At 71.1% G+C, this 18,277-nt stretch carries 18 protein-coding genes; 12 read left to right on the top strand and 6 right to left on the bottom strand.

Going from position 1 to position 18,277, the window contains the following annotated elements:
• Positions 1 to 13: 13 nt before the first annotated feature.
• Positions 14 to 391: an STAS/SEC14 domain-containing protein gene (locus D7X96_RS13405; RefSeq protein WP_120548687.1), complete on the bottom strand. Its 378-nt coding sequence runs from the start codon at positions 389 to 391 to the stop codon at positions 14 to 16.
• A gap of 247 nt (positions 392 to 638) precedes the next feature.
• Between D7X96_RS13405 and D7X96_RS13400 the strand changes: the two genes are divergently transcribed.
• Positions 639 to 1,673, top strand: coding sequence for a class I SAM-dependent methyltransferase (locus tag D7X96_RS13400; RefSeq protein WP_120548688.1), 1,035 nt, complete (start codon positions 639 to 641; stop codon positions 1,671 to 1,673).
• Positions 1,674 to 1,677: 4 nt separating this feature from the next.
• Here the strand turns inward: D7X96_RS13400 and D7X96_RS13395 are convergent, their stop codons facing one another.
• A complete protein-coding gene (locus tag D7X96_RS13395) occupies positions 1,678 to 6,639 on the bottom strand; it encodes a GAF domain-containing sensor histidine kinase (protein ID WP_121723639.1) in 4,962 nt (1,653 codons plus the stop codon).
• 442 nt (positions 6,640 to 7,081) lie between these two features.
• Between D7X96_RS13395 and D7X96_RS13390 the strand changes: the two genes are divergently transcribed.
• Genes D7X96_RS13390 through hppD form a run of 3 tightly spaced genes read left to right on the top strand, consistent with a single transcriptional unit; the run spans position 7,082 to position 9,922 of the window.
• Positions 7,082 to 8,062, top strand: a complete 981-nt coding sequence (locus tag D7X96_RS13390; RefSeq protein ID WP_121769882.1) for a fumarylacetoacetate hydrolase family protein — start codon at positions 7,082 to 7,084, stop codon at positions 8,060 to 8,062.
• Positions 8,059 to 8,718, top strand: a complete 660-nt coding sequence (gene maiA / locus D7X96_RS13385; RefSeq protein WP_121769881.1) for a maleylacetoacetate isomerase — start codon at positions 8,059 to 8,061, stop codon at positions 8,716 to 8,718. The genes D7X96_RS13390 and maiA overlap by 4 nt, the downstream gene beginning before the upstream one ends.
• A 40-nt stretch (positions 8,719 to 8,758) precedes the next feature.
• Positions 8,759 to 9,922 carry a 4-hydroxyphenylpyruvate dioxygenase gene (hppD, locus tag D7X96_RS13380; RefSeq protein ID WP_120548692.1) on the top strand — a complete coding sequence of 388 codons (1,164 nt, stop codon included), beginning with the start codon at positions 8,759 to 8,761 and terminating at the stop codon, positions 9,920 to 9,922.
• Here the strand turns inward: hppD and D7X96_RS13375 are convergent.
• The 3 genes from D7X96_RS13375 to D7X96_RS13365 are packed head-to-tail and all read right to left on the bottom strand — an operon-like array spanning position 9,919 to position 11,820.
• A complete protein-coding gene (locus D7X96_RS13375) occupies positions 9,919 to 10,785 on the bottom strand; it encodes a sulfite exporter TauE/SafE family protein (RefSeq protein ID WP_121769880.1) in 867 nt (288 codons plus the stop codon). The two genes, hppD and D7X96_RS13375, sit on opposite strands and share 4 nt — an antisense overlap.
• An 11-nt stretch (positions 10,786 to 10,796) precedes the next feature.
• Positions 10,797 to 11,117: a rhodanese-like domain-containing protein gene (locus D7X96_RS13370; protein ID WP_120548694.1), complete on the bottom strand. Its 321-nt coding sequence runs from the start codon at positions 11,115 to 11,117 to the stop codon at positions 10,797 to 10,799.
• 1 nt (position 11,118) lies between these two features.
• Entirely contained in the window at positions 11,119 to 11,820 is a 702-nt protein-coding gene (locus D7X96_RS13365; protein ID WP_120548695.1) for an MBL fold metallo-hydrolase, read from the bottom strand.
• A 66-nt stretch (positions 11,821 to 11,886) separates the two neighbouring features.
• Here D7X96_RS13365 and D7X96_RS13360 point away from each other — a divergent pair, with 66 nt between their 5' ends.
• From D7X96_RS13360 to D7X96_RS13325, 8 genes are all read left to right on the top strand, one after another.
• Positions 11,887 to 12,345: a YeeE/YedE family protein gene (locus tag D7X96_RS13360; protein ID WP_440588244.1), complete on the top strand. Its 459-nt coding sequence runs from the start codon at positions 11,887 to 11,889 to the stop codon at positions 12,343 to 12,345.
• Positions 12,346 to 12,357: 12 nt separating this feature from the next.
• Positions 12,358 to 12,780 carry a DUF6691 family protein gene (locus D7X96_RS13355; RefSeq protein ID WP_120548697.1) on the top strand — a complete coding sequence of 141 codons (423 nt, stop codon included), beginning with the start codon at positions 12,358 to 12,360 and terminating at the stop codon, positions 12,778 to 12,780.
• An 86-nt stretch (positions 12,781 to 12,866) separates the two neighbouring features.
• Positions 12,867 to 13,208 (top strand): rhodanese-like domain-containing protein, encoded by a 342-nt coding sequence (locus D7X96_RS13350; protein ID WP_120548698.1) that lies wholly within the window; start codon positions 12,867 to 12,869, stop codon positions 13,206 to 13,208.
• Positions 13,209 to 13,272: 64 nt separating this feature from the next.
• Positions 13,273 to 14,877, top strand: a complete 1,605-nt coding sequence (locus D7X96_RS13345; protein WP_121769879.1) for a bifunctional metallophosphatase/5'-nucleotidase — start codon at positions 13,273 to 13,275, stop codon at positions 14,875 to 14,877.
• 37 nt (positions 14,878 to 14,914) lie between these two features.
• On the top strand, positions 14,915 to 15,376 hold the full coding sequence (locus D7X96_RS13340) for a DsrE family protein (RefSeq protein ID WP_121769878.1): 462 nt from the start codon (positions 14,915 to 14,917) through the stop codon (positions 15,374 to 15,376).
• Positions 15,377 to 15,504: 128 nt separating this feature from the next.
• The gene (locus D7X96_RS13335) at positions 15,505 to 16,314 is read left to right on the top strand and encodes a sigma-70 family RNA polymerase sigma factor (protein ID WP_121769877.1); all 810 of its coding nucleotides are present in this window, start codon (positions 15,505 to 15,507) and stop codon (positions 16,312 to 16,314) included.
• Positions 16,315 to 16,352: 38 nt separating this feature from the next.
• A complete protein-coding gene (locus tag D7X96_RS13330) occupies positions 16,353 to 16,628 on the top strand; it encodes a hypothetical protein (protein ID WP_147468296.1) in 276 nt (91 codons plus the stop codon).
• A gap of 34 nt (positions 16,629 to 16,662) precedes the next feature.
• Entirely contained in the window at positions 16,663 to 17,199 is a 537-nt protein-coding gene (locus D7X96_RS13325) for a hypothetical protein (protein WP_121769876.1), read from the top strand.
• On the opposite strand, the gene ygfZ is transcribed toward D7X96_RS13325, so the two are convergent.
• Complete coding sequence (gene ygfZ, locus D7X96_RS13320) at positions 17,186 to 18,253, bottom strand: CAF17-like 4Fe-4S cluster assembly/insertion protein YgfZ (protein WP_121769875.1); 1,068 nt, start codon at positions 18,251 to 18,253, stop codon at positions 17,186 to 17,188. The genes D7X96_RS13325 and ygfZ overlap by 14 nt on opposite strands.
• Positions 18,254 to 18,277 lie beyond the last annotated feature (24 nt).

The following is an 18,277-nucleotide window of genomic DNA, read 5'->3' as shown; positions in this document are numbered from 1 at the left end:
CGCCGGGGGTGGTTCAGTCCGCGTCGGGGGCTTCGAGCCAGGACAGCGCCTCGGAGCGGGTCTCGAAGGTCTTCGCGGGGATGGTGAGGCCGGCGTTCTTGGTCATGCGCCAGGCCTGGAGGCCGCTGCCGGGGTCGCTCACCACGCGCGCGGAGCGCTTCATGCCGCGCTGCTGGGCGTAGGCGTTCAGCCGCGCCATCTCCCCCACCACCGAGGCGGGCATCACCCGCAGCTTGGACTGGTCCACCAGCGCGGACCACTCCGCGCCCCCACGGGCGGTGATGTCCTTCTTCAGTTGCTCGACGTACTCGGTCACGTCCTTCGGCGTCACTTCCGAGGGATAGATGATCTCGATGATGTCGTGGGGCAGGTGGGCGATTTCAATCTTCATGCGCGGCTTGCGGCTCTCTTCCAGACGGGGCGCGCCATCCTAACCGCAGTGCCTGTCGCCGGATACCGCGCCCCCCGCAATCCCCTTCCCGGGGGAAGGATTGTCGGGGCTTGCGGGTAGAACCGTCCCCCGAGGGTTTCGGCGGGCCATTCCAGGGGCCCGTCCGGCTGGCCGGAGCGGGGCCCGGCGAAAGGCGGAGGCCCGGGAAGTAGATGCCCTCTGCTTACAGGTTGTCGGGATGATGCCTATGCGCCAGCCCTTCCTGTCGGTCCACGGCGCGGCTCTGCCGGTCGCGCCTCAAGCCAACCACCTTGTCCTGGTGAACCCGCTGCTCAGGGGGGACCTGCTCCCACCCGAGGAAGCACTCATGGAGGCGCGGGAGTGGTTGGACACCCTGCACTCCCGGATGGTGCAGGGCCCGGACGAGACGCTGCACGCCGGGATGACCGCCCTGCACGGAGGGCTCATCCAGAGGCGGCGGCAGTGGAGCCCGGAGGTGTGGAAGCGCTTCTGCCAGGAGCTGGCGCGCAAGCACCCCATGCGCCCCTTCCTGCACCAGTGCCCCTTCACCCGGCACGCCTTCGAGCGGCCGCGCGGCTACGCGGGCGACGCGGCCCTCATCGACTACCTCTACATGGACCACGCGGCGGACGAGCTGCACGCGGGCCGTGAAATCTACCGCTACATGCACGGGCAGCCCTCCGCCCGCAGCGTGCGCGAGCGCCGGGAGCTGCTCGCGCGGATGATGGACGCGACGGCCGCGCGGCGGCCCGACGGGCGCGTGCTGTCCGTGGCGTGCGGGCACCTGCGCGAGGCCGAGTCGTCGCGCGCGGTGGCGGAGGGCAGGCTCCAGGAGCTCATCGCGTTCGACCAGGACCCGGTGAGCCTGGCGGAGATTTCGCGCCTGCACCCGGGCGGCATCGTGCGGCCGGTGTGCGGCTCGGTCCGCGCCCTGCTCGCGGGCAAGGCGGTGTTCGAGGACCTGGACTTCGCGTACTCCGCCGGGCTGTACGACTACCTGTCGGACTCCGTGGCGGCCCGGCTCACGGCGCTGCTCTTCCGCATGCTGCGCCCGGGCGGACGCCTGCTGGTGGCCAACTTCGCGGTGCACCCGCCGGAGACGGGCTACATGGAGGCCTTCATGGACTGGTGGCTCACCTACCGGGACGAGGACGGGATGCGGAGCCTCCTGTCGGAGACGCCGCTGGAGCTGGTGGACAACGTGCGGCTGTTCCGCGACTCGCAGGACAACGTCATCTACCTGGAAGTGACGCGCCGGTAGTCAGTCAGTGCACCGGTGAGCCGGAGCGGGGCAGGGTGACCGTGAAGGTCGAGCCCTGCTCCGGGGCGCTGGCCACGTCGATGTTGCCGCCCAGCGCCTGCACGATTTCGCGGACGATCCACAGGCCCAGCCCGAAGCCGCCGTAGTGGCGCACGGACACCGCGCGCTCGAAGCGCTCGAAGATGCGCGCCCGGTCCTCCTCCGCGATGCCGATGCCGTGGTCGCGCACCTCCAGCCGCACGCCCGTGGCGTCCCCGTCCAGCGTCACCTCCACGGGCTTGCCCGCGCCGTACTTCATGGCGTTGGTCAAGAGGTTGCCCACCACCTGCTCCAGCCGGAGCGCGTCCCAGTGGCCGATGAGGCGCGGCTCGCTGGCGTGGAAGCGCACCTCGCACTCGGCGCGGACCAGTGCCTCGCGGCTGCGCTCCAGCTGGTTGCGCACCAGCGTCACCAGGTCCACGTCCTCGCGCTTGATGTGCAGCTGGCCCTGCGCGATGCGGGAGATGTCCAGCAGGTCGTTGACCAGCTTCCCCAGCCGCTGCGTCTGCGAATAGGCCGACTCCAGCTTGGCGGTCAGCTTCTCCGGCGGCATGGGCGCGCCCCGGGCCTTCGCCTGGAGCCCCTGGATGTGCAGCTGCAGGGACGTGAGCGGCGTCTTCAGCTCATGCGCGGCGATGGACAGGAAGTCGTCGCGGCGGCGCACGGCCTCCTGCTCCTCCCGGTACAGGCGGCCCTGTTCTTCCGAGAGGGCGGCGACGCGCTCGAAGTTCTCCGCGTTCTCCAGCGCCGCGCCCGCGAGCACCGTCACGAAGGACGCCAGGCGCTCCTCGTCCTCGCCGAAGAGGGCGCCCACCTTGCGGTGGCTGGCCACCACGCACGCCACCGTCTTGCCGCGCACCTGGAGCGGCGCGCACAGCAGCGAGCGCACCCCGAGCAGCTCCATGCTCTCGCTGATGCCGCCGGGCAGGCCCTGGCCCAGCACGGTGATGCGGCCCGTCTCCAGCGCGCGCGCGAGCGCGGTGCGGCTGAGGCCCTGGTTCTTCGCGTCCTCCTCGGACACCACCGCGCGCGGGTCCACCACGGCGCATCTCTCCGCGCGCAAGAGCTCCTGCATGGACTGGCGGGCGGTCTCGAACACGGCCTCGCGCGACAGGGCGGAGGCGAGCCTGCGCCCCACCTCCAGCACGCGCGGGAAGCGGTCCACCAGCGACAGCGTCTCCACGCCGGCCGTGGCGTGCCCGGCCTCGCGGTGCAGGCCGTCCTCCATGGCCTCCAACTCACGGGCGGCCGTCTCCAGGTCGCGCGAAGCGCCGGGCCAGCCGCGGGCCCGGCCCACCTCGCCGCGGGCCTGGAGCGTCAGCGCGCGCTCCTGGCGCATCTCCAGCTGCTCCGCCACGCGCAGCGACTCGTCCAGGTGCTTGCGGGCCCGGGCGGGCCGGTCTCGCAGCGCGCACATCAGGCCGCGCTCGCGCAGCGCGTGGGGCAGGTTGTTGCGGTAGGTGCGCGCGACGGCGTGGGCGCGCTTCGCCACCCCGTCCGCCTCCCTCAAGAGCCGGTCGCGCTCCTTCGGATTCAGGGGGCTGGCCTGCTGCGCCAGGCGCCTGCGCGCGGTGGCGAGCCACGGGGTGATGGGGGCCACGTACTCCTGCCGCAGGTGCGCGTCCTCCACCACGCGCTCGGCGCGCTCCAGCACCTCCGCGGCCCTCGCGGGTTCGTTCTCACGCAGCAGGCGCAGGCCTTCCGCCTGGAGCACGCCCGCGAAGGACTGCGGGTCGGTGGCGGTGGGCGCCGCCAGCTCCGTCTCCAGCAGCGCCGCGGGGATGCGGCCCCCGGTGGACTTGGCCCACGCCTCCAGGCCCAGGCGCAGCGAGTACCGGTCCCCCAGCGCGAGCGCCGCCGCGTGCAGCTTCTGGCTCACCGCCGCGGCCTCCTTCAGGCGGCCCAGGCGGTAGAGCGACATGGCGATCTGGAAGGTGGCGTTGTTCACCTCCCACGGGTCGCCGGTGCGCTCCAGCAGGCGCACCGCCTCGCGGCACTTCTCGATGCATTCCTTGAAGCGCGACGACGCGTAGAGGGCCAGGCCATAGAAGTGCAGCGACTGGCCCTGGCCCCACACGTCCCCCAGCTGCTGGCGCAGGGCCAGCGACTTCCTGGCGTAGGCGTACGCGCGCTGGAACCAGGGCAGGGTGGTGAGCGCGGGCGAGTGCGCGGAGTACGCCTGCGCCAATTCCGGCGTGGGCGGGTAGCGCTCCGCCAGGTTCATGTCGCGCAGGTGCGCCCACAGCACCGCGGCGCGGCCGCGCTGGTACCAGTAGCCGTACGCGAGCCGGCTGTAGAGGTTGACCGCGAGCAGGTCCTCCTCGCCGTCCGCCAGGGACTTGCGGCCCAGCCACAGGCGCGGCGCCACGGTGTGCGCGGCCTGCGTGAGGATTTCCCACGCGGCGCTGGCGCCGGTGGCCAGCGTGCCGGGCGGCACCCAGCGGCCCAGCAGCTTCAAGCCCTGCTCCAGGTAGGCGTTGGCCTGCACCGTCTGGCCGCGCTTGAAGGCGAGCTCGCCCAGGTGGCCCAGCGTGCGGCCCTGCTCCAGCCGGTCGTGCGCCAGGGACTGGGCGGCCTCCAGCTGCCGCTGCGCCTCGTCGTAGCGGCCGCGCATCATCAGCGCGGTGCCCAGGCCAGAAGCGATGCGGTAGCGGGTGCGCGCGTCCGCGCCTGAAGCGCCGCGCTCGGCGATGCGGTAGTTCACCTCCGCGGTGTCCAGTGAGAAGCGCTGGCGCGCCTGCTCCGCGGCCACCAGCGCCCAGGGCAGGGCCTGCGCGCTCTCTCCCGCCGCGTCGAAGTGGTAGGCCAGCTCGAACGGATCATTGGGCACGGACTGCTGCGCGGCGCGCGCGGCCAGCCGGTGCAATTCGCGGCGCTCCTCCGGGGACAGCAGGTCCAGCAGCACCTCGCGCAGCTTGTCGTGCACGAAGGTGGAGCGCGTGCCTTCCGTCCACAGCATGTGCCGGCGGCGCGGCGGCTCCAGCGCGGTGGTGACGGCCTCCAGCGGCGTGCCGGACAGGGCCGCCACCGCGCGCGTGTCGAAGGACTTGCCCAGCACCGCGCCCACGCTGAGCACGTGCAGGGACTCCGGCGGCAACAGGCGCAGGCGCCGCACCAGGAAGGTGGCCGCCTGGCGCGACGAGCGCGCGTGCGCCATCGCCTCCGGCTGCACCCGCCAGCCGTCCGGACCGGGCATGAGGACGCCGTCCTCCACCAGCCCGTGCAGCACCGCGGAGGCCATGAACGGGTTGCCCTCCGCCAGCCGCGTCACCAGCTCCACGGCCTCCGGTGGCAGCACGCCGGCCATGGACTCCGCCAGCAGCGCGACCTCCGCCGCGCCGAAGGCGGTCAGCTTCAGGTGCTCGCCCGGCGCCAGCCGCCGGAGCACGTGGTCCGCGTGGATGTCCTCGCTGCGGAACGACACGATGAGCAAGAGCCGCCCGTCCCCGGCGCGGCGGCCCTGGGACCAGGCCTCCAGCGCGCGCAGCGTGAGCGTGTCCGCCCACTGGCAATCCTCCAGCACCACCACCGCGGGCGCGTCCGGCGTGCCCAGCGCGTTGAGCAGCGCCGTGAGGCTCCAGACGCTGCGGCTCTCGCTCAGGGACTCCGGCCCCAGCCCCTGCGCGCGCGGCGCCCGCGGGCCGGGTGCGAGCACCTCCGTGAGCGGAGGCAGCACCGCGCACAGGCCGGCCTCCTGGCCCGCGAGCCTCTCGCGCAAGAGCGCGCCCAGCGCCGGGTCCTCGCGCGCCTGCGCGGCGATGCCCTCCGCCACGCCCGCGAAGAGCTGGAAGGGGCGCTGCGCGGCCTGGTCCTGCGCCTGGCCATGCAGCACCCACGCGCGCTGGCCCACGGCCCGGGCGGAGAACTCCTCCAAGAGCCGGCTCTTGCCGCCGCCGGACTCGCCCTCCACCACCACGGCGCGCGAGCCGTCCTCGCTCACGTGCTCCAATTCGCGCTCCAGCGTCGCCAGCTCCTCGCGGCGGCCCACGAAGGACGGCTCGGTGAGGCTCTGGCGGTGGTCGTGCGCGCCGGTGACGAGCGCGGGCTCCGCCTCACCCCGGGACAGCGCGGCCTCCAGCGCGTTCAGGTCCGCGAGCGCGGCGTCCGCGGTCTGGTAGCGGTCGCGCGGGTCGGTCTGGCTCAGCCGCGCGATGAGCTCCTCCATCGCCAGCGGCACCTCCACGCCCACGGGGCGCAGGCGCGGGTGCGCGGTCAGGTGCAGCCGGAGCACCTCGCCCACCGTCGCGCCCTCCAGCGCGGGGCGGCCGGACAGCGCCTCGAAGAGCACCAGGCCCACGGCGTACAGGTCCGACGGCGCCTCCACCGGCCGGTTGATGAGCCCCGCCTGCTCCGGCGACAGGTAGCGCGCCGTGCCCACGGGCAAATCCCGCAGGGACGGGTCCAACCGCTCGCTGCGCGACAGGCCGAAGTCGGTGAGCCACGCGGCGGACATCGGGTGGTCGCGCACCAGGATGTTGGAGGGCTTCACGTCGCGGTGCAGGACGCCCTCGCGGTGCGCCTCCGCGAGCGCCTTCAGCAGGCGCTGGCCCAGCATGATGGCCTCCGGCAGGGACAGGGGGCCGCGCTCCAGGCGGGCCTCCAGCGTCTCGCCGTCCACCCACGGGGTGACGAGGTAGAGCAGGTCATCGGACGTGCCCAGGTCGCGCACGGGCACGAGCGCCGGGTTGTGCAGCCGCGCCAGCACCTCCGCCTCGTGCTCCAGCCGGTGGCGGGCCGTGGGGACGAAGGCGGACAGCGGGGTGACCTTCACGAGCACGCGCTCGTGCGTGAGCAGGTCCAACCCCTGCCAGGTGGAGATGCCCCGTCCGGCCTTCACCCGCTGGCGCAGCTCGTAGCGGTTGCCCAGCCGCTGGCCCGGGTGTGGCTCCCTGGGGGTGTCGCCGGCCTGTTGGAAGCCTTGCGCCATTCAGTGCCCTCGCGAGCCCCCCGTCCCCGCCACCGCGGCGGCGCGGTCGGCCGGACGTCCCGCTTCCAAAGCTGCGTTTCCGCCCGGGTCCCTGCCAGGGGGAACAACCCGGGCCGTGCGTGCGCTGCTCGGGGTTTGAACAGTCGGCACGCTTCCGCTTCCCGTCCCGGCCCCTCGTGGCCCCCTGTCCGTTCGTGGGGCAGGCGGCCCGGCAGGCGGACACGTGGTTTTCCACCACGCGCAAGCCGTCCGGAGGTCCGCGCTTCGTCCTCTGGCCGACAGCCACGTGAATGCATGCGGCCAGCAGCGTTGCTGGAGGAAGGGAGGATGCCGCGTTGCGTTCAACGGGCGTGCTTGACTCGCCTGGTGGCCCGTCGGAAAAGCCCGTCGGGTCAGGCGGCCTCCCCCTTCCTCCCCCACAGGCCGCCGAGGGAGCGCGGAATTGAAGCTCGCGACGCTCAAGGACGGAACCCGCGACGGGCGGCTCATCGTCGTCAAGCGGGACAACTCCGCCTACGCGCTGGCCACCAACGTGGCCCTCACGCTGCAAGCGGCCCTGGATGACTGGGACCAGAAGGAGCCGCAGCTGCGCGCGCTGGCACAGCAGCTGGAGGCGGGCGCGGTGCAGAGCCGCCCGCTGGACGTGAAGGCGCTGCACGCGCCCCTGCCGCGCGCCTACGAATGGGTGGACGGCAGCGCGTACATCAACCACGTGCTGCTGGTGCGCAAGGCGCGCAACGCGGAACCGCCCGCCACGCTGCGCACGGATCCGCTGGTGTACCAGGGCGGCTCCGGGGACTTCCTCGCGCCCACGCAGGACATCCCGCTGCGCGATGAAGCCTGGGGCCTGGACTTCGAGAGCGAGGTCTGCGTCGTGCTGGGCGACACGCCCATGGGCACCAGGGCCGAGGACGCGGACAGGCACATCAAGCTGGTGATGATCGCCAACGACGTGTCGCTGCGAAACCTCATCCCGGAGGAGCTGGCCAAGGGCTTCGGCTTCTTCCAGAGCAAGCCCGCCACCGCGTTCGGCCCCTTCGCGCTGACGCCGGACGAACTGGGTGAAGCGTGGAAGGACGGCCGCGTGCACCTGCGCATGCGCAGCACGCTCAACGGCCAGCTGGTGGGGGACACGGACGCGGGCCCGGAGATGCACTTCTCCTTCCGCGACCTCATCCAGCACCTGACGCGCACGCGCGCCTTCACCGCGGGCACCATCCTGGGCAGCGGCACGGTGTCCAACGAGGACCGCACGCGCGGCATCTCCTGCCTCGCCGAGCGCCGGATGATCGAGACCATCGACGAGGGCAAGGCGAAGACGGCCTTCATGAAGCCCGGGGACAGCATCGAGATCGAAATGCTGGACGGTGAGGGGCACAGCCTCTTTGGCCGCATCTCCCAGACGGTGGTGAAGGCGCCATGAAGAACCTCAAGCTGCACGGCTACTGGCGCTCCTCCGCGTCCTGGCGCGCGCGCATCGCGCTCCACTGGAAGGGGCTGCCCTTCGAGTACCTGGCGGTGCACCTGCTCAAGGACGGCGGCCAGCAGTTCACGGAGGCCTACCGGGCGAAGAACCCCATGGCCCGCGTGCCCACGCTGGAGTGGACGGAGGCGGACGGGCAGGCGCGCAAGCTGTCCGAGTCCATGGCCATCCTGGAGTACCTGGAGGAGCGCGTGCCCTCGCCCGCCCTCCTGCCCACGGATGCGTACCTCCGCGCGAAGGCTCGCATGCTGGCGGAGATGGTGAACGCGGGCATGCAGCCCCTTCAGAACACGTCGGTGACGCTGCGCATCAAGAACGAGCTGAAGGCGGACGAGAAGGCCTGGGCGGCGCACTGGAACATGCACGGGCTGGCGGCGTTGGAGGCGGCGGTGCAGGAGACGGCCGGGCGTTACTGTGTGGGAGACGCAGTGTCGTTCGCCGACGTCCTGCTGGTTCCGCAGCTCTACGGGGCCCGCCGGTTCGGTGTAGACCTGAAGCCCTATCCCACGCTGTCGAGGATTGAAGCAGCGTGCAACGAACTCCCCGCCTTCCAGGCGGCGCAGCCGGACCGGCAGCCCGACGCGCAGCCGGTGTAGTCACGAACCCTTTTCTTCTTCACCACGAGGAGTCAGCGACATGGCCAAGCAGGAATCGCTGGGCATCAAGGCCCTGGAGAGCATCCACTGGTACGTGCATGACCTGGAGCGCAGCCGCCAGTTCTACACGAAGGGGTTGGACTTCGCGGAGGTGGCGGTGTCCGGGCCGGAGCTGGAGGCGCACGGCAAGCAGAAGTCCGCGCTGTTCCAGGCGGGTGAGATTGCCTTGGTGGTGAGCCAGCCCGTGGGCGAGGGCGGCCGCGCGTGGCGCTACCTGCGCAAGCACCCGGACGGGGTGGGCACGCTGAACTTCGAGGTGGAGGACGTGGAGAAGACGTTCAAGCTGCTGGAGCAGCGCGGCGCCACGTTCATCACGGACATCCAGCGCTTCACGGACGACGCGGGCGGCAAGCTGGCGTTCTTCTCCATCACGACGCCGTTTGGCGACACCACGTTCCGCTTCCTGCAGCGGAACAACTACAAGTCCATCTACCCGGGCTTCCAGGTGCACGCGCAGCCCAAGGGCGGCAAGAACAAGTACGGCTTCGACAAGCTGGACCACGTCACGTCGAACTTCCAGACGATGAAGCCCATGCTCCTGTGGATGGAGCACGTGATGGGCTTCGAGAAGTTCTGGCACATCGAGTTCCACACGGACGACGTGGCGTCGCAGCAGAAGCGCGACCACGGCAGCGGCCTGAAGTCGGAGGTGATGTGGGATCCGAAGAGCGGCGTGAAGTTCGCGAACAACGAGCCCAAGTTCCCGTTCTTCAAGGCCAGCCAGATCAACATCTTCAACGAGGACCACCGCGGTGACGGCGTGCAGCACCTGGCCATCACGGTGAAGGACATCCTGTCCTCGGTGAAGGACATGCGGCAGAACGCGGGCATCCAGTTCATGCCCACGCCGGGCTCGTACTACGACGCGCTGCCGGACCGCATCGAGCGCATGGGCATCAAGAAGATCGACGAGGACATCAACGTCCTGCGCGACCTGGAGGTGCTCATCGACGGTGACAAGGAGCGCAGCTACATGCTCCAGATCTTCATGAAGGACGCGGCGAGCCTCTACAAGCAGGCGGACGCGGGCCCGTTCTTCTACGAAATCATCCAGCGCAAGGGCGACCAGGGCTTCGGCGGCGGCAACTTCCGCGCCCTCTTCGAGAGCATCGAGCGCGCGCAGAAGGCCGAAGGGCGCGTCTAGTTTCGCGTCTTCGCGGTAGAGCCCCCCACCCCTCGCTCCCGTTCAGGGGAGCGGGCGGTGGGCGCGGGCTCACCGCCACCTTGCGCCAGGGCCTCCCGGTTCTTGAACAGGATGAAGGCGCCCATCACGACGAGGAAGAGGGAGAAGGCCCTCTTGAGGGCCGCCTGCGAGACGTAGTGGGACGTCCAGGTGCCGATGAGGATGCCCGCCACGGCGATGGCCGTGAAGATGCCCAGGTAGAGCCAGGGCACCTGGACGTGGCCGAGGTAGCCGGCGAAGCCCACGAAGGAGTTGAGCGCGATGACGAGCAGGCTCGTGCCCACCGCCTGCTTCATCGGCAGGCCCACCAGGAGCACCAGCGCCGGGACGATGAGGAAGCCGCCTCCTACCCCGACCAGCCCCGTGAGCCCACCCACGCCGAGGGCGGCCACGGCCATGACGGGGAAGGACGCCTTGCGGGGCTCGGGCACGGGCGCGGACTCCTTGCGCGCGGAGAGCGCCGCCTCCTTGCGGCCGTTGCGGAACATGAAGAAGGCGGCCACGAGCATCACCGTGGCGAAGAGCAGCAGCTGCAAGGCGCCCGAGACGAAGGCGGCCAGGCGCGCCCCCGCGTAGGTGCCCACCATGGCCACCGCGCCGAACACGAGGGCCGCCCGCAGCTGCACGTTGCCCTTGCGCCAGTGGCCCGCCGCGCCGAAGAGGCTGGTGACGCCCACCACGGCGAGCCCCATGGCGATGGACTCCTTGGCCCCGAAGCCCAGGACGTACACGAGGATGGGCACGGTGATGATGGAGCCGCCGCCGCCGAGCAGGCCGAGCGACAGCCCAATCAACGCCGCGAGCGAGAAGCCGAGGAGGGGCATGGTGTTCGCCTTCAGCCCTGGGGCGCGTGCTGCTCGCGCACGGCGAGCATCCCGCCCACCAGGTTGTAGAGGTGTTGGAAGCCGCCGCGGGCGAGCGCCTGCGCCGCCTTCGCGGAGCGGCCGCCCGAGCGGCAGATGAGCAGCAGCGGCTGTTCGCGCGGCCACGAAGCCGCCGCCTCCTCCAGCGTTCCCAGCGGGACGAGCTCCGCTCCGGGAAGGTGGCCCAGGGGGCCCGTGAACTCATCCAGCTCGCGCACGTCGATGCGCCGCACCTCGGGGCCGAGCGTGTCGAGCTGCGCGGGCGTGAGGTCCTGATAGGGATGGGATGTCATGTCAGGCCCCCTGCGGTGAAGGCGCCGTGTGTCCACAGGCGCGGTTGGCTGGGACTGCGATGTCGATCTTCTTGGGCTTGGGCAGGTGGAGGTTCTCCATGATGGCGATGAACTCCTCCCGGCTCTTGCCCGCGACGCGCGGGTTGTGCCGCTTCTCCTCGCCAATGCTCGTCACCATGTGACCGTGGTAGTCGTGCGCGGGGTAGACGCGCGTTTCGTCCGGCAGGCGGAAGAGGACGCGGGTGAGGCTGTCGTAGAGCTGGCTCGCGTTCCCGTTCTGGAAGTCGGTGCGGCCGTTGCCGCGCACGAGCAGCGCGTCGCCGGTGAAGACGCGGTCGCCCAGCAGGTAGCTGACGCTGTCGTCCGTGTGGCCCGGCGTGGCGAGCACCTGGAAGACGAGCCCCCCGACGCGCACTTCGTCTCCGTGGCGCACCTGGACGTCGGCGCAAGCGGCACCTCCCACGCCCCCCACCACCGTGGCCTGCGTGCGCTCGCGCAGCACTCCGGACGCGGTGACGTGGTCCGCGTGCACATGGGTATCGAAGACGTGCGTGAGGGTGAGGCCCAGCTCGCCCACCAGTCGCAGGTCGCGGTCAACCTGCTCCAGCACCGGGTCGATGAGGACGGCCTGGCGCGTGGTCTCGTCGCCGAGGAGATAGGTGTAGGTCGAGGACTCTGAGTCGAAAAGCTGGCGGAAAATCATGTCGAAGCCTCCTGTCCTTGAGAGCCAGGGGACGGAAAGAAGGATTCAGGGCCTTCCCCTGGCTGAATCCCGCGCCTCCAAATCTGGCTCTCACGGGACATGCTCTCCTCGTTCCTCCCTCCCCTCCTCGGTGGGGCCCTCATCGGTCTGAGCGCCTCCCTGCTCCTCCTGGCCAATGGCCGGGTGGCCGGCATCAGCGGCATCGTCGGCTCGCTGCTGGCGCCCGTGCGCGGTGACATCTCCTGGCGCGTGCTCTTCCTCGGCGGGCTGCTCACGGGCGGCCTGCTGCTCGCATGGCTGCGCCCCGGCTCCTTCGCACCCCCGGCATCGCTGAGCGTGGGCGGCGTCGGACTCCTGGTGGCGGCGGGCCTGCTGGTGGGCTTCGGCTCGCGGCTGGGCAACGGCTGCACCAGCGGACACGGCGTCTGCGGCATCAGCCGCGGCTCGGTCCGCTCCATCGCGGCCACGCTCACCTTCATGGCCACCGGCGTCCTCACCGTCTTCCTGATCCGCCACGTCCTCTAGAGAGAGCTCTCCATGCGTTCGAACATCAGTGCATTCCTCAGCGGTCTGCTCTTCGCCATCGGCCTGGGCATCAGCGGCATGACGAATCCCGCCAACGTCCTCGGCTTCCTCGACGTCGCCGGTGACTGGGACTTCCGGCTCGCGTTCGTGATGGGCGGCGCCATCGCCGTGCACGCGGCGCTGCGTCCCCTCATCCACCAGCGCGAGCGGCCCCTCTTCGCCGCGAAGTTCCCCGCCCTCTCCGCCAGCGGAGTGGACCGCAAGCTCCTCGTGGGCGCGGGCCTCTTCGGCGTCGGGTGGGGACTCGGCGGCTACTGCCCCGGTCCCGCGCTCACGTCGCTGACCACCGGGGCGACGCAGTTGCTCGTCTTCGTGCCCGCCATGTTCGCCGGCATGGTCCTCGCCCGGGTGCCGTGGGCACGGCGGATGAGCTGAATCCTTTTCGAGCCTTCGTGGCTCTCACCCCGCTGTACCCCGTTCCCCAGGGCCCGCGGGCCTCTGGGCCCGGTTGGAGCCGCTCCATGAAGTCCGTTCTCGTCGTCGCTGCCCTGTTCGCCAGTCCGTTCTTCGTCTCCTGTGCGCACCCACGCTCCGCCGGGGCCGAGGCCCACCAGCGGGTGGAGGCCGGGGCGACGCTGGTGGATGTCCGCACGCCGGAGGAGTTCGCCGCCGGGCACCTTCCCGGGGCGATGAACATCCCCGTGGATGAGCTCCCCCAGCGGCTCGCCGAGCTGGGCTCGCCGCGGAAGCCCGTCGTCATCTACTGCCGCAGTGGCGCGCGCAGCAGCCGCGCCGAGGCCCTCCTGAAGGAGCGTGGCTTCCAGGACGTCTTCAACCTCGGCCCCATGTCGGCCTGGGAGTGACGCGAGCCTCACGCGGCACGCCTCGTGTCCCCTCCGCTGTCCCTCTCACTCAAGGTGCCTCACGATGATGCGTCTCCTCTCGCTGCTCGGCGCGCTGTTCGCGTTGGGCGGTCTGGGCCCCGGCTGTGCTCGAACCATCGCCCCGCCGGCCGACAGCGTTTCCGGGCCCCAGCGCAAGCAGCTCACCGTCCTCTACGTGGCGGACCTGCACGCGCAGCTGCGCGCCCACCCGGAGCTGTTCTGGCGCGACGGGAAGGAGCGCATCGAAGAGGCCGGCGGCTTCGCCCGCGTGGCCGCCGCCATCCAGCGGATCCGCGCCGAGCGCGGCGGTGACGTGCTGGTGCTCGATGCCGGTGACACGATCCAGGGCTCTGGCGCGGCGGCGCTCACCGAGGGCGGTGCCCTCATCGAGCCGCTCAACGCGCTCGGGCTGGACGCCGCGGTGCCTGGAAACTGGGAGGTGGTGTACGGCCCCCAGGTGCTGCGCCAGCGCGCCCGTGAGCTGAAGCATCCGCTCGTCGCCGCCAACCTGCGCGACGCGGCCAGCGGCGAGCGCCTCTTTCCGCCGTACCTCGTGAAGGAGGTGGGCGGGGTGAAGGTGGCCGTCGTCGGCTTCACGGATCCGGATGTCCCTCGCCGTCAGCCCCCGGGGTACAGCCAGGGCCTGCGCTACGACGGTCCGGAGGCGCTGCCGGCGCTGGTGCGCGAGGTGCGCGAGCGTGAAGGCGCCCAGGTGGTGCTGTTGATGACGCACGTGGGGCTCGCCAAGGCGGTGGGGCTCGCCGCTCGCGTGCCCGGCGTGGACGTCCACCTGTCCGGCGACACGCATGAGCGCACCTATTCACCGATTGAGCAGGCCGGCAGCTGGGTGGTGGAGCCCGGCGCCTTCGGCTCCTTCCTCGGGCGGCTGGACTTGTGGGTGGAGGAGGGCCGGGTGGTGGACCGCCGCTGGGAGCTCATCGAGCTGACCGCTTCGCGCTTCCCGGAGGACCCGAAGGTGGCCCGGCTGGTGGACGCCGCCCTCGCTCCGCACGAGGCGAAGCTGTCCGCGCCGGTGGGCCACACCGGCGTCACGCTCGCGCGCTACGCGGTGGTGGAGAACCCGCTGGACAACGTGCTGGCCGACGCCATCCGCGCCGCGGGAGGGACGGAGATTGGCCTCTCCAACGGCTTCCGCTTCGGCACGCCGCTGCTGCCCGGGCCGGTGCGCGAGGCGGACCTGTGGAACCTCTTCCCCATCGTCAACAAGCTGAAGACGGGCAAGGTGAGTGGCCGCCAGCTTCGCGCCTTCTGGGAGCAGGAGCTGGAGAACGTCTTCGCGAAGGATCCGGAGAAGCGCTTCGGTGGGTGGCTGCCGCGCCCGTCGGGGATGACGCTGCGCTTCCGCGCCGACGCCCCCAAGGGGCAGCGCCTCCTCGCCCTGGAGGTCGGTGGCAGGCCGGTGGAGGACGCGCGCCTCTACACCGTGACGGCCTGCGAGCGGGAGGGGGATGCACCCGACATGGTGTGCCGGATCCCCGGCGTCCAGGAGCCGCGCGTCCTGGACATCGACGCGCACGAGGCGGTGCGCCGTTTCCTCGCCGCCAGGCCGCGTCTGGACGACGCGCTGCAGGGACGCGCCGTGGGCGAGGACCTCCCGCCCGTGCTGCGCACCCAGCAGGTGCGGTGAGCCTCTTTTCATCCAACCTCGAAGCGGAGTTCCTCGAATGAATCGCAACCTGCTGCTCGTCCTCGCCGCGCTCGTCATCGTCCCGCTCGCCACCATCGTTGCGGCGCCGTCCCAGGCCCCCGGGAAGAAGGCGCCCGCGCACCAGGGCAGGCTCGTCTTCGTCTCCACCACGGGCCTGGAGGACATCGGCACGCTCTCCAGCTCCTTCCGGCACGCGAAGACGGCCAAGGAGTCCGGCTACCTTTCGGACGTGGTGTGGCTCACCTACGGCCGCGCGGTGGTGGCGTTGGACCCGACGGTCAAGGCCGTTCCGGAGGAGGTCCGCCAGGAGGCCCGGGCCGCGAAGGCCGCGGGCGTACGGCTGGTGGCCTGCGGTCACGCGCTCGCGAAGTTCGGCATCGACCCGAAGAAGCTCCAGCCGGAGGCGGAGGTGGTGGACAACGGCGTGGCGGAGCTTTCGCGCCTGGTGGCCGAGGGTTATCAGGTCATCCGCTACTAAATGTCCCTTCAGCACCGGCGCCAGGTTCCCGCTATGTCTCCTCGTGGGGATGGCCAGGAAGGCATCCTCACGGCCGGGCGGTCTTCGCCTCGGACGTGACGGGGACCTGTGGAGGAGGCGACCGGGTGATGTCGACGCGAACCGATGAGCAGCTGATGGAGGCCGCGCGCGCTGGCGACGACACGGCGCTGGATGAAATCCTCGCCCGCCACGAGAAGCAGGTGTTCCGCTTTGGCCTGCGCATGTGCGGCTCGGAGGAGGACGCCAGGGAGGTGCTCCAGGAGACGCTGCTCGCGGCCTTCCGGGGCATCCACGCGTTCCGGGGCGACGCGGAGCTGTCCACGTGGCTGTATCAGGTGGCCCGCACGCACTGCCTCCGCCTGCGCCGCAAGCGCGTCGGAGCGCCCGAGGAGTTCCAGCCGCTCGACTCTCCGGCGGCCACCCACGTCGCCGCGGAGGAGGCCACCCCGGACATGGTCTCCCATGCGCGGCAGATGGGGGAGGTGTTGCAGGCGGCCATCCTCGCGCTGCCGGAGGCCCATCGGGAGGTGCTCATCCTCCGGGACGTGGAGGGCCTCTCCGCGGAGGAGGCGGCGAAGGTGGTGGGCATCGAGGTGCGGGCGCTCAAGAGCCGGCTGCACCGCGCGCGGCTCCAACTGCGCGAACATCTCTCCACGCTGATGGGGGAGGGGGCCCCGGGACAGGCCCCGGCGTGCCCGGAGCTGGCGCAGGAGCTCTCCGAGTTCGCCGCGCGGGAGGTGGACCAGGCCACCTGCGTGCGGCTGGAGGACCACCTGTCGCGCTGCCCACGCTGCGCCGCCGCGTGCGACTCGCTCAAGCGCACGGTGTCCCTGTGCCGGCGCATCCCGGGGGATGAGGTGCCCGCGCCCGTGCGCGCGGCCGTGCGCCAGGCGCTGTCTCAGGCGACGAGGCCGTGAAGGGGCAGGCGCAAGGCGTCCGAATCTATCTTCACCGCATGCGAATGCTCATGGGGCTGCTGCTGGCGGGCGCGCTGGGGTGGGGCTGCCAGGCGTCCGACGCTCCGCCGGACTGCACCGCCACGTATGTCGCCTGTGGTTGCGGCTGCTGTGGCGGGGTGGAGCCCAAGGTGGAGTGTCTGTCCTGCGAGAACGGGGATGACCTCCAGGCGCTCATTGAAAAGGACCAGGAGGCGAAGAAGGATCCGCAGTGCGCCTCCGCAGGCTGCTCCGTGGGGACGAAGTACGTGTACTGCGATGCGAACTCCCCATGAGCCTCATTCAAGCGCCGTTGCGAGGAAAGCAGCGATGACCTCACCCGCGCAGCCGCTGGACTGGGACGAATTGGAGCGTCGCGTGGCGACCTGGGAGCCGCTCCCCGACCCGGTGCTCTGTCCGAGCTGTGGCAGCCCGGTCCGGATTGAGTACGTCCACCACGGGGCGCTCGCGTCCGCCAGCCTCGACTGCACCGGGTGCTCGAGCGCCGTCAGGCTCTGCCGGTTCCCGCTCAAGATGGAAGCGCGCCCGGCGCCGGCGGCTCCCGTTCCCGGCGCGCGGCTGCTTCTGGTGGTTGAGGACACCTTCGCCATCCAGGGGCGCGGAGTCCTCGTCGTGCCCGACGTGGACCTGGGGGAGCAGGTACAGTTGGAGGTCCGCGTGGCGTTGCGGCGGCCGGAGGGCGACGTCCTGCACGCTGGCGCGCTGGCGCAGGTTCCGCTCGGCTCGTTCCGCTCAAGGCCTCAGCACGTGCTCTGCTTCCGCACGCTCTCCAAGCAGGACCTTCCGCGAGGAACGGAGGTGTGGCTGCTTGGAGAGGACGAAGTGGCGCCGCCTACGCCGCGGTGAAGGGCAGGGCGGCCACCGTCACCGTGCCCGCGCCTTCGCCCAGCGTCAGCTCCGTGCCCGGCTCCAGCGAGTCGCGGTGCACGTAGCCCAGCGCCACCCGCTGGCCCTTCACCGGTGACGTCACCACGCTCGTGACCCAGCCCACCTTCTTCTCACCCCGGCGCAGCTCCGTGCCGGGCGCCACGTCCTTCTCACCCAGCAGCAGCCCCGCCAGCTTGCGGTTCATGTGGCCGCGGAAGGTGGCCCGGGCAATCACTTCCTGCCCGATGTAGCAACCCTTGTTGTAGGAGATGGCGTTCGTCAGGTTCGCCTCCAGCGGGATGGTGGTGTCCACCATGTCCTGCCCGTAGCGCGGCACCCCCGCCTCCACCCGCACCCGCTCCAGCGCGTCGAACCCCACCGGCTTCACCCCGTCCGCCCCGGCCAGCGCCGCCCACACCGCCTCCAGCCCCGCGCGCGGCACCAGCACGTCCACGCCGGACAGCCCGCCCGGCAGCGCCGTCCCCAACAGCCACACGTCCTGACCGGCGATGGACGCCTTGCGGCTGGACAGGGGCGCCGGGGGCTCCGGGGGACCGCCCGTGACGGCGGCCAGCACCTGGGCCGTCCGGGGGCCGAGCAGCTTGAGCCAGGCCTGGTCCGGGGTGCCGTCGTGCAGCTCGGCGTCCTCGGAGATGAGGTATTTGTCCAGGAACTCCCGCACCTTGGCGCCCAGCCCGGGCTCCAGGTCCAGCAGGAGGTCGTCCTCCCGCTTGAGGATGCGCGCATCTCCCACCATGGCGCCCTTCACCGTGATGAAGGCGGCATAGGCGGCCGAGCCCACCGGGAGGTTCTTCACCTCCTGGGTGACCATGCCGTGGAGGAAGGAGGCGCGATCCTCCCCCGTTATCCGGAGGATTTCGCGGTAGGACGCATCGTGCAGTGCAACGGCGCCACGCGCCGCGCCATACTCCGCGCCCACGTCTCCATACCCGGCCACGACTTCGCGGCCCCCCACCGGAATGAAGCGGGCACCCACCCGCTCGTGAACAAAATGCAGCGTCAGCGGTTCCATGCCCGTCGCTATATAGAGGCGAAG

This window comes from Corallococcus interemptor (assembly GCF_003668875.1).
In the GTDB taxonomy this organism is placed as follows: Bacteria; Myxococcota; Myxococcia; order Myxococcales; family Myxococcaceae; genus Corallococcus; species Corallococcus interemptor.
Note: the sequence above shows the minus strand (reverse complement) of the source record. Positions and strands in the feature narration are given on the sequence as shown.

Bases quoted from the DNA above. Each gene is read 5' to 3' on its own strand.
- D7X96_RS13405 (WP_120548687.1), bottom strand. From the start codon at position 391: ATGAAGATTGAAATCGCCCACCTGCCCCACGACATCATCGAGATCATC.
- D7X96_RS13400 (WP_120548688.1), top strand. From the start codon at position 639: ATGCGCCAGCCCTTCCTGTCGGTCCACGGCGCGGCTCTGCCGGTCGCG.
- D7X96_RS13395 (WP_121723639.1), bottom strand. From the start codon at position 6,639: ATGGCGCAAGGCTTCCAACAGGCCGGCGACACCCCCAGGGAGCCACAC.
- maiA (WP_121769881.1), top strand. From the start codon at position 8,059: ATGAAGAACCTCAAGCTGCACGGCTACTGGCGCTCCTCCGCGTCCTGG.
- hppD (WP_120548692.1), top strand. From the start codon at position 8,759: ATGGCCAAGCAGGAATCGCTGGGCATCAAGGCCCTGGAGAGCATCCAC.
- D7X96_RS13375 (WP_121769880.1), bottom strand. From the start codon at position 10,785: ATGCCCCTCCTCGGCTTCTCGCTCGCGGCGTTGATTGGGCTGTCGCTC.
- D7X96_RS13370 (WP_120548694.1), bottom strand. From the start codon at position 11,117: ATGACATCCCATCCCTATCAGGACCTCACGCCCGCGCAGCTCGACACG.
- D7X96_RS13365 (WP_120548695.1), bottom strand. From the start codon at position 11,820: ATGATTTTCCGCCAGCTTTTCGACTCAGAGTCCTCGACCTACACCTAT.
- D7X96_RS13355 (WP_120548697.1), top strand. From the start codon at position 12,358: ATGCGTTCGAACATCAGTGCATTCCTCAGCGGTCTGCTCTTCGCCATC.
- D7X96_RS13350 (WP_120548698.1), top strand. From the start codon at position 12,867: ATGAAGTCCGTTCTCGTCGTCGCTGCCCTGTTCGCCAGTCCGTTCTTC.
- D7X96_RS13345 (WP_121769879.1), top strand. From the start codon at position 13,273: ATGATGCGTCTCCTCTCGCTGCTCGGCGCGCTGTTCGCGTTGGGCGGT.
- D7X96_RS13340 (WP_121769878.1), top strand. From the start codon at position 14,915: ATGAATCGCAACCTGCTGCTCGTCCTCGCCGCGCTCGTCATCGTCCCG.
- D7X96_RS13335 (WP_121769877.1), top strand. From the start codon at position 15,505: ATGTCGACGCGAACCGATGAGCAGCTGATGGAGGCCGCGCGCGCTGGC.
- D7X96_RS13330 (WP_147468296.1), top strand. From the start codon at position 16,353: ATGCGAATGCTCATGGGGCTGCTGCTGGCGGGCGCGCTGGGGTGGGGC.
- D7X96_RS13325 (WP_121769876.1), top strand. From the start codon at position 16,663: ATGACCTCACCCGCGCAGCCGCTGGACTGGGACGAATTGGAGCGTCGC.
- ygfZ (WP_121769875.1), bottom strand. From the start codon at position 18,253: ATGGAACCGCTGACGCTGCATTTTGTTCACGAGCGGGTGGGTGCCCGC.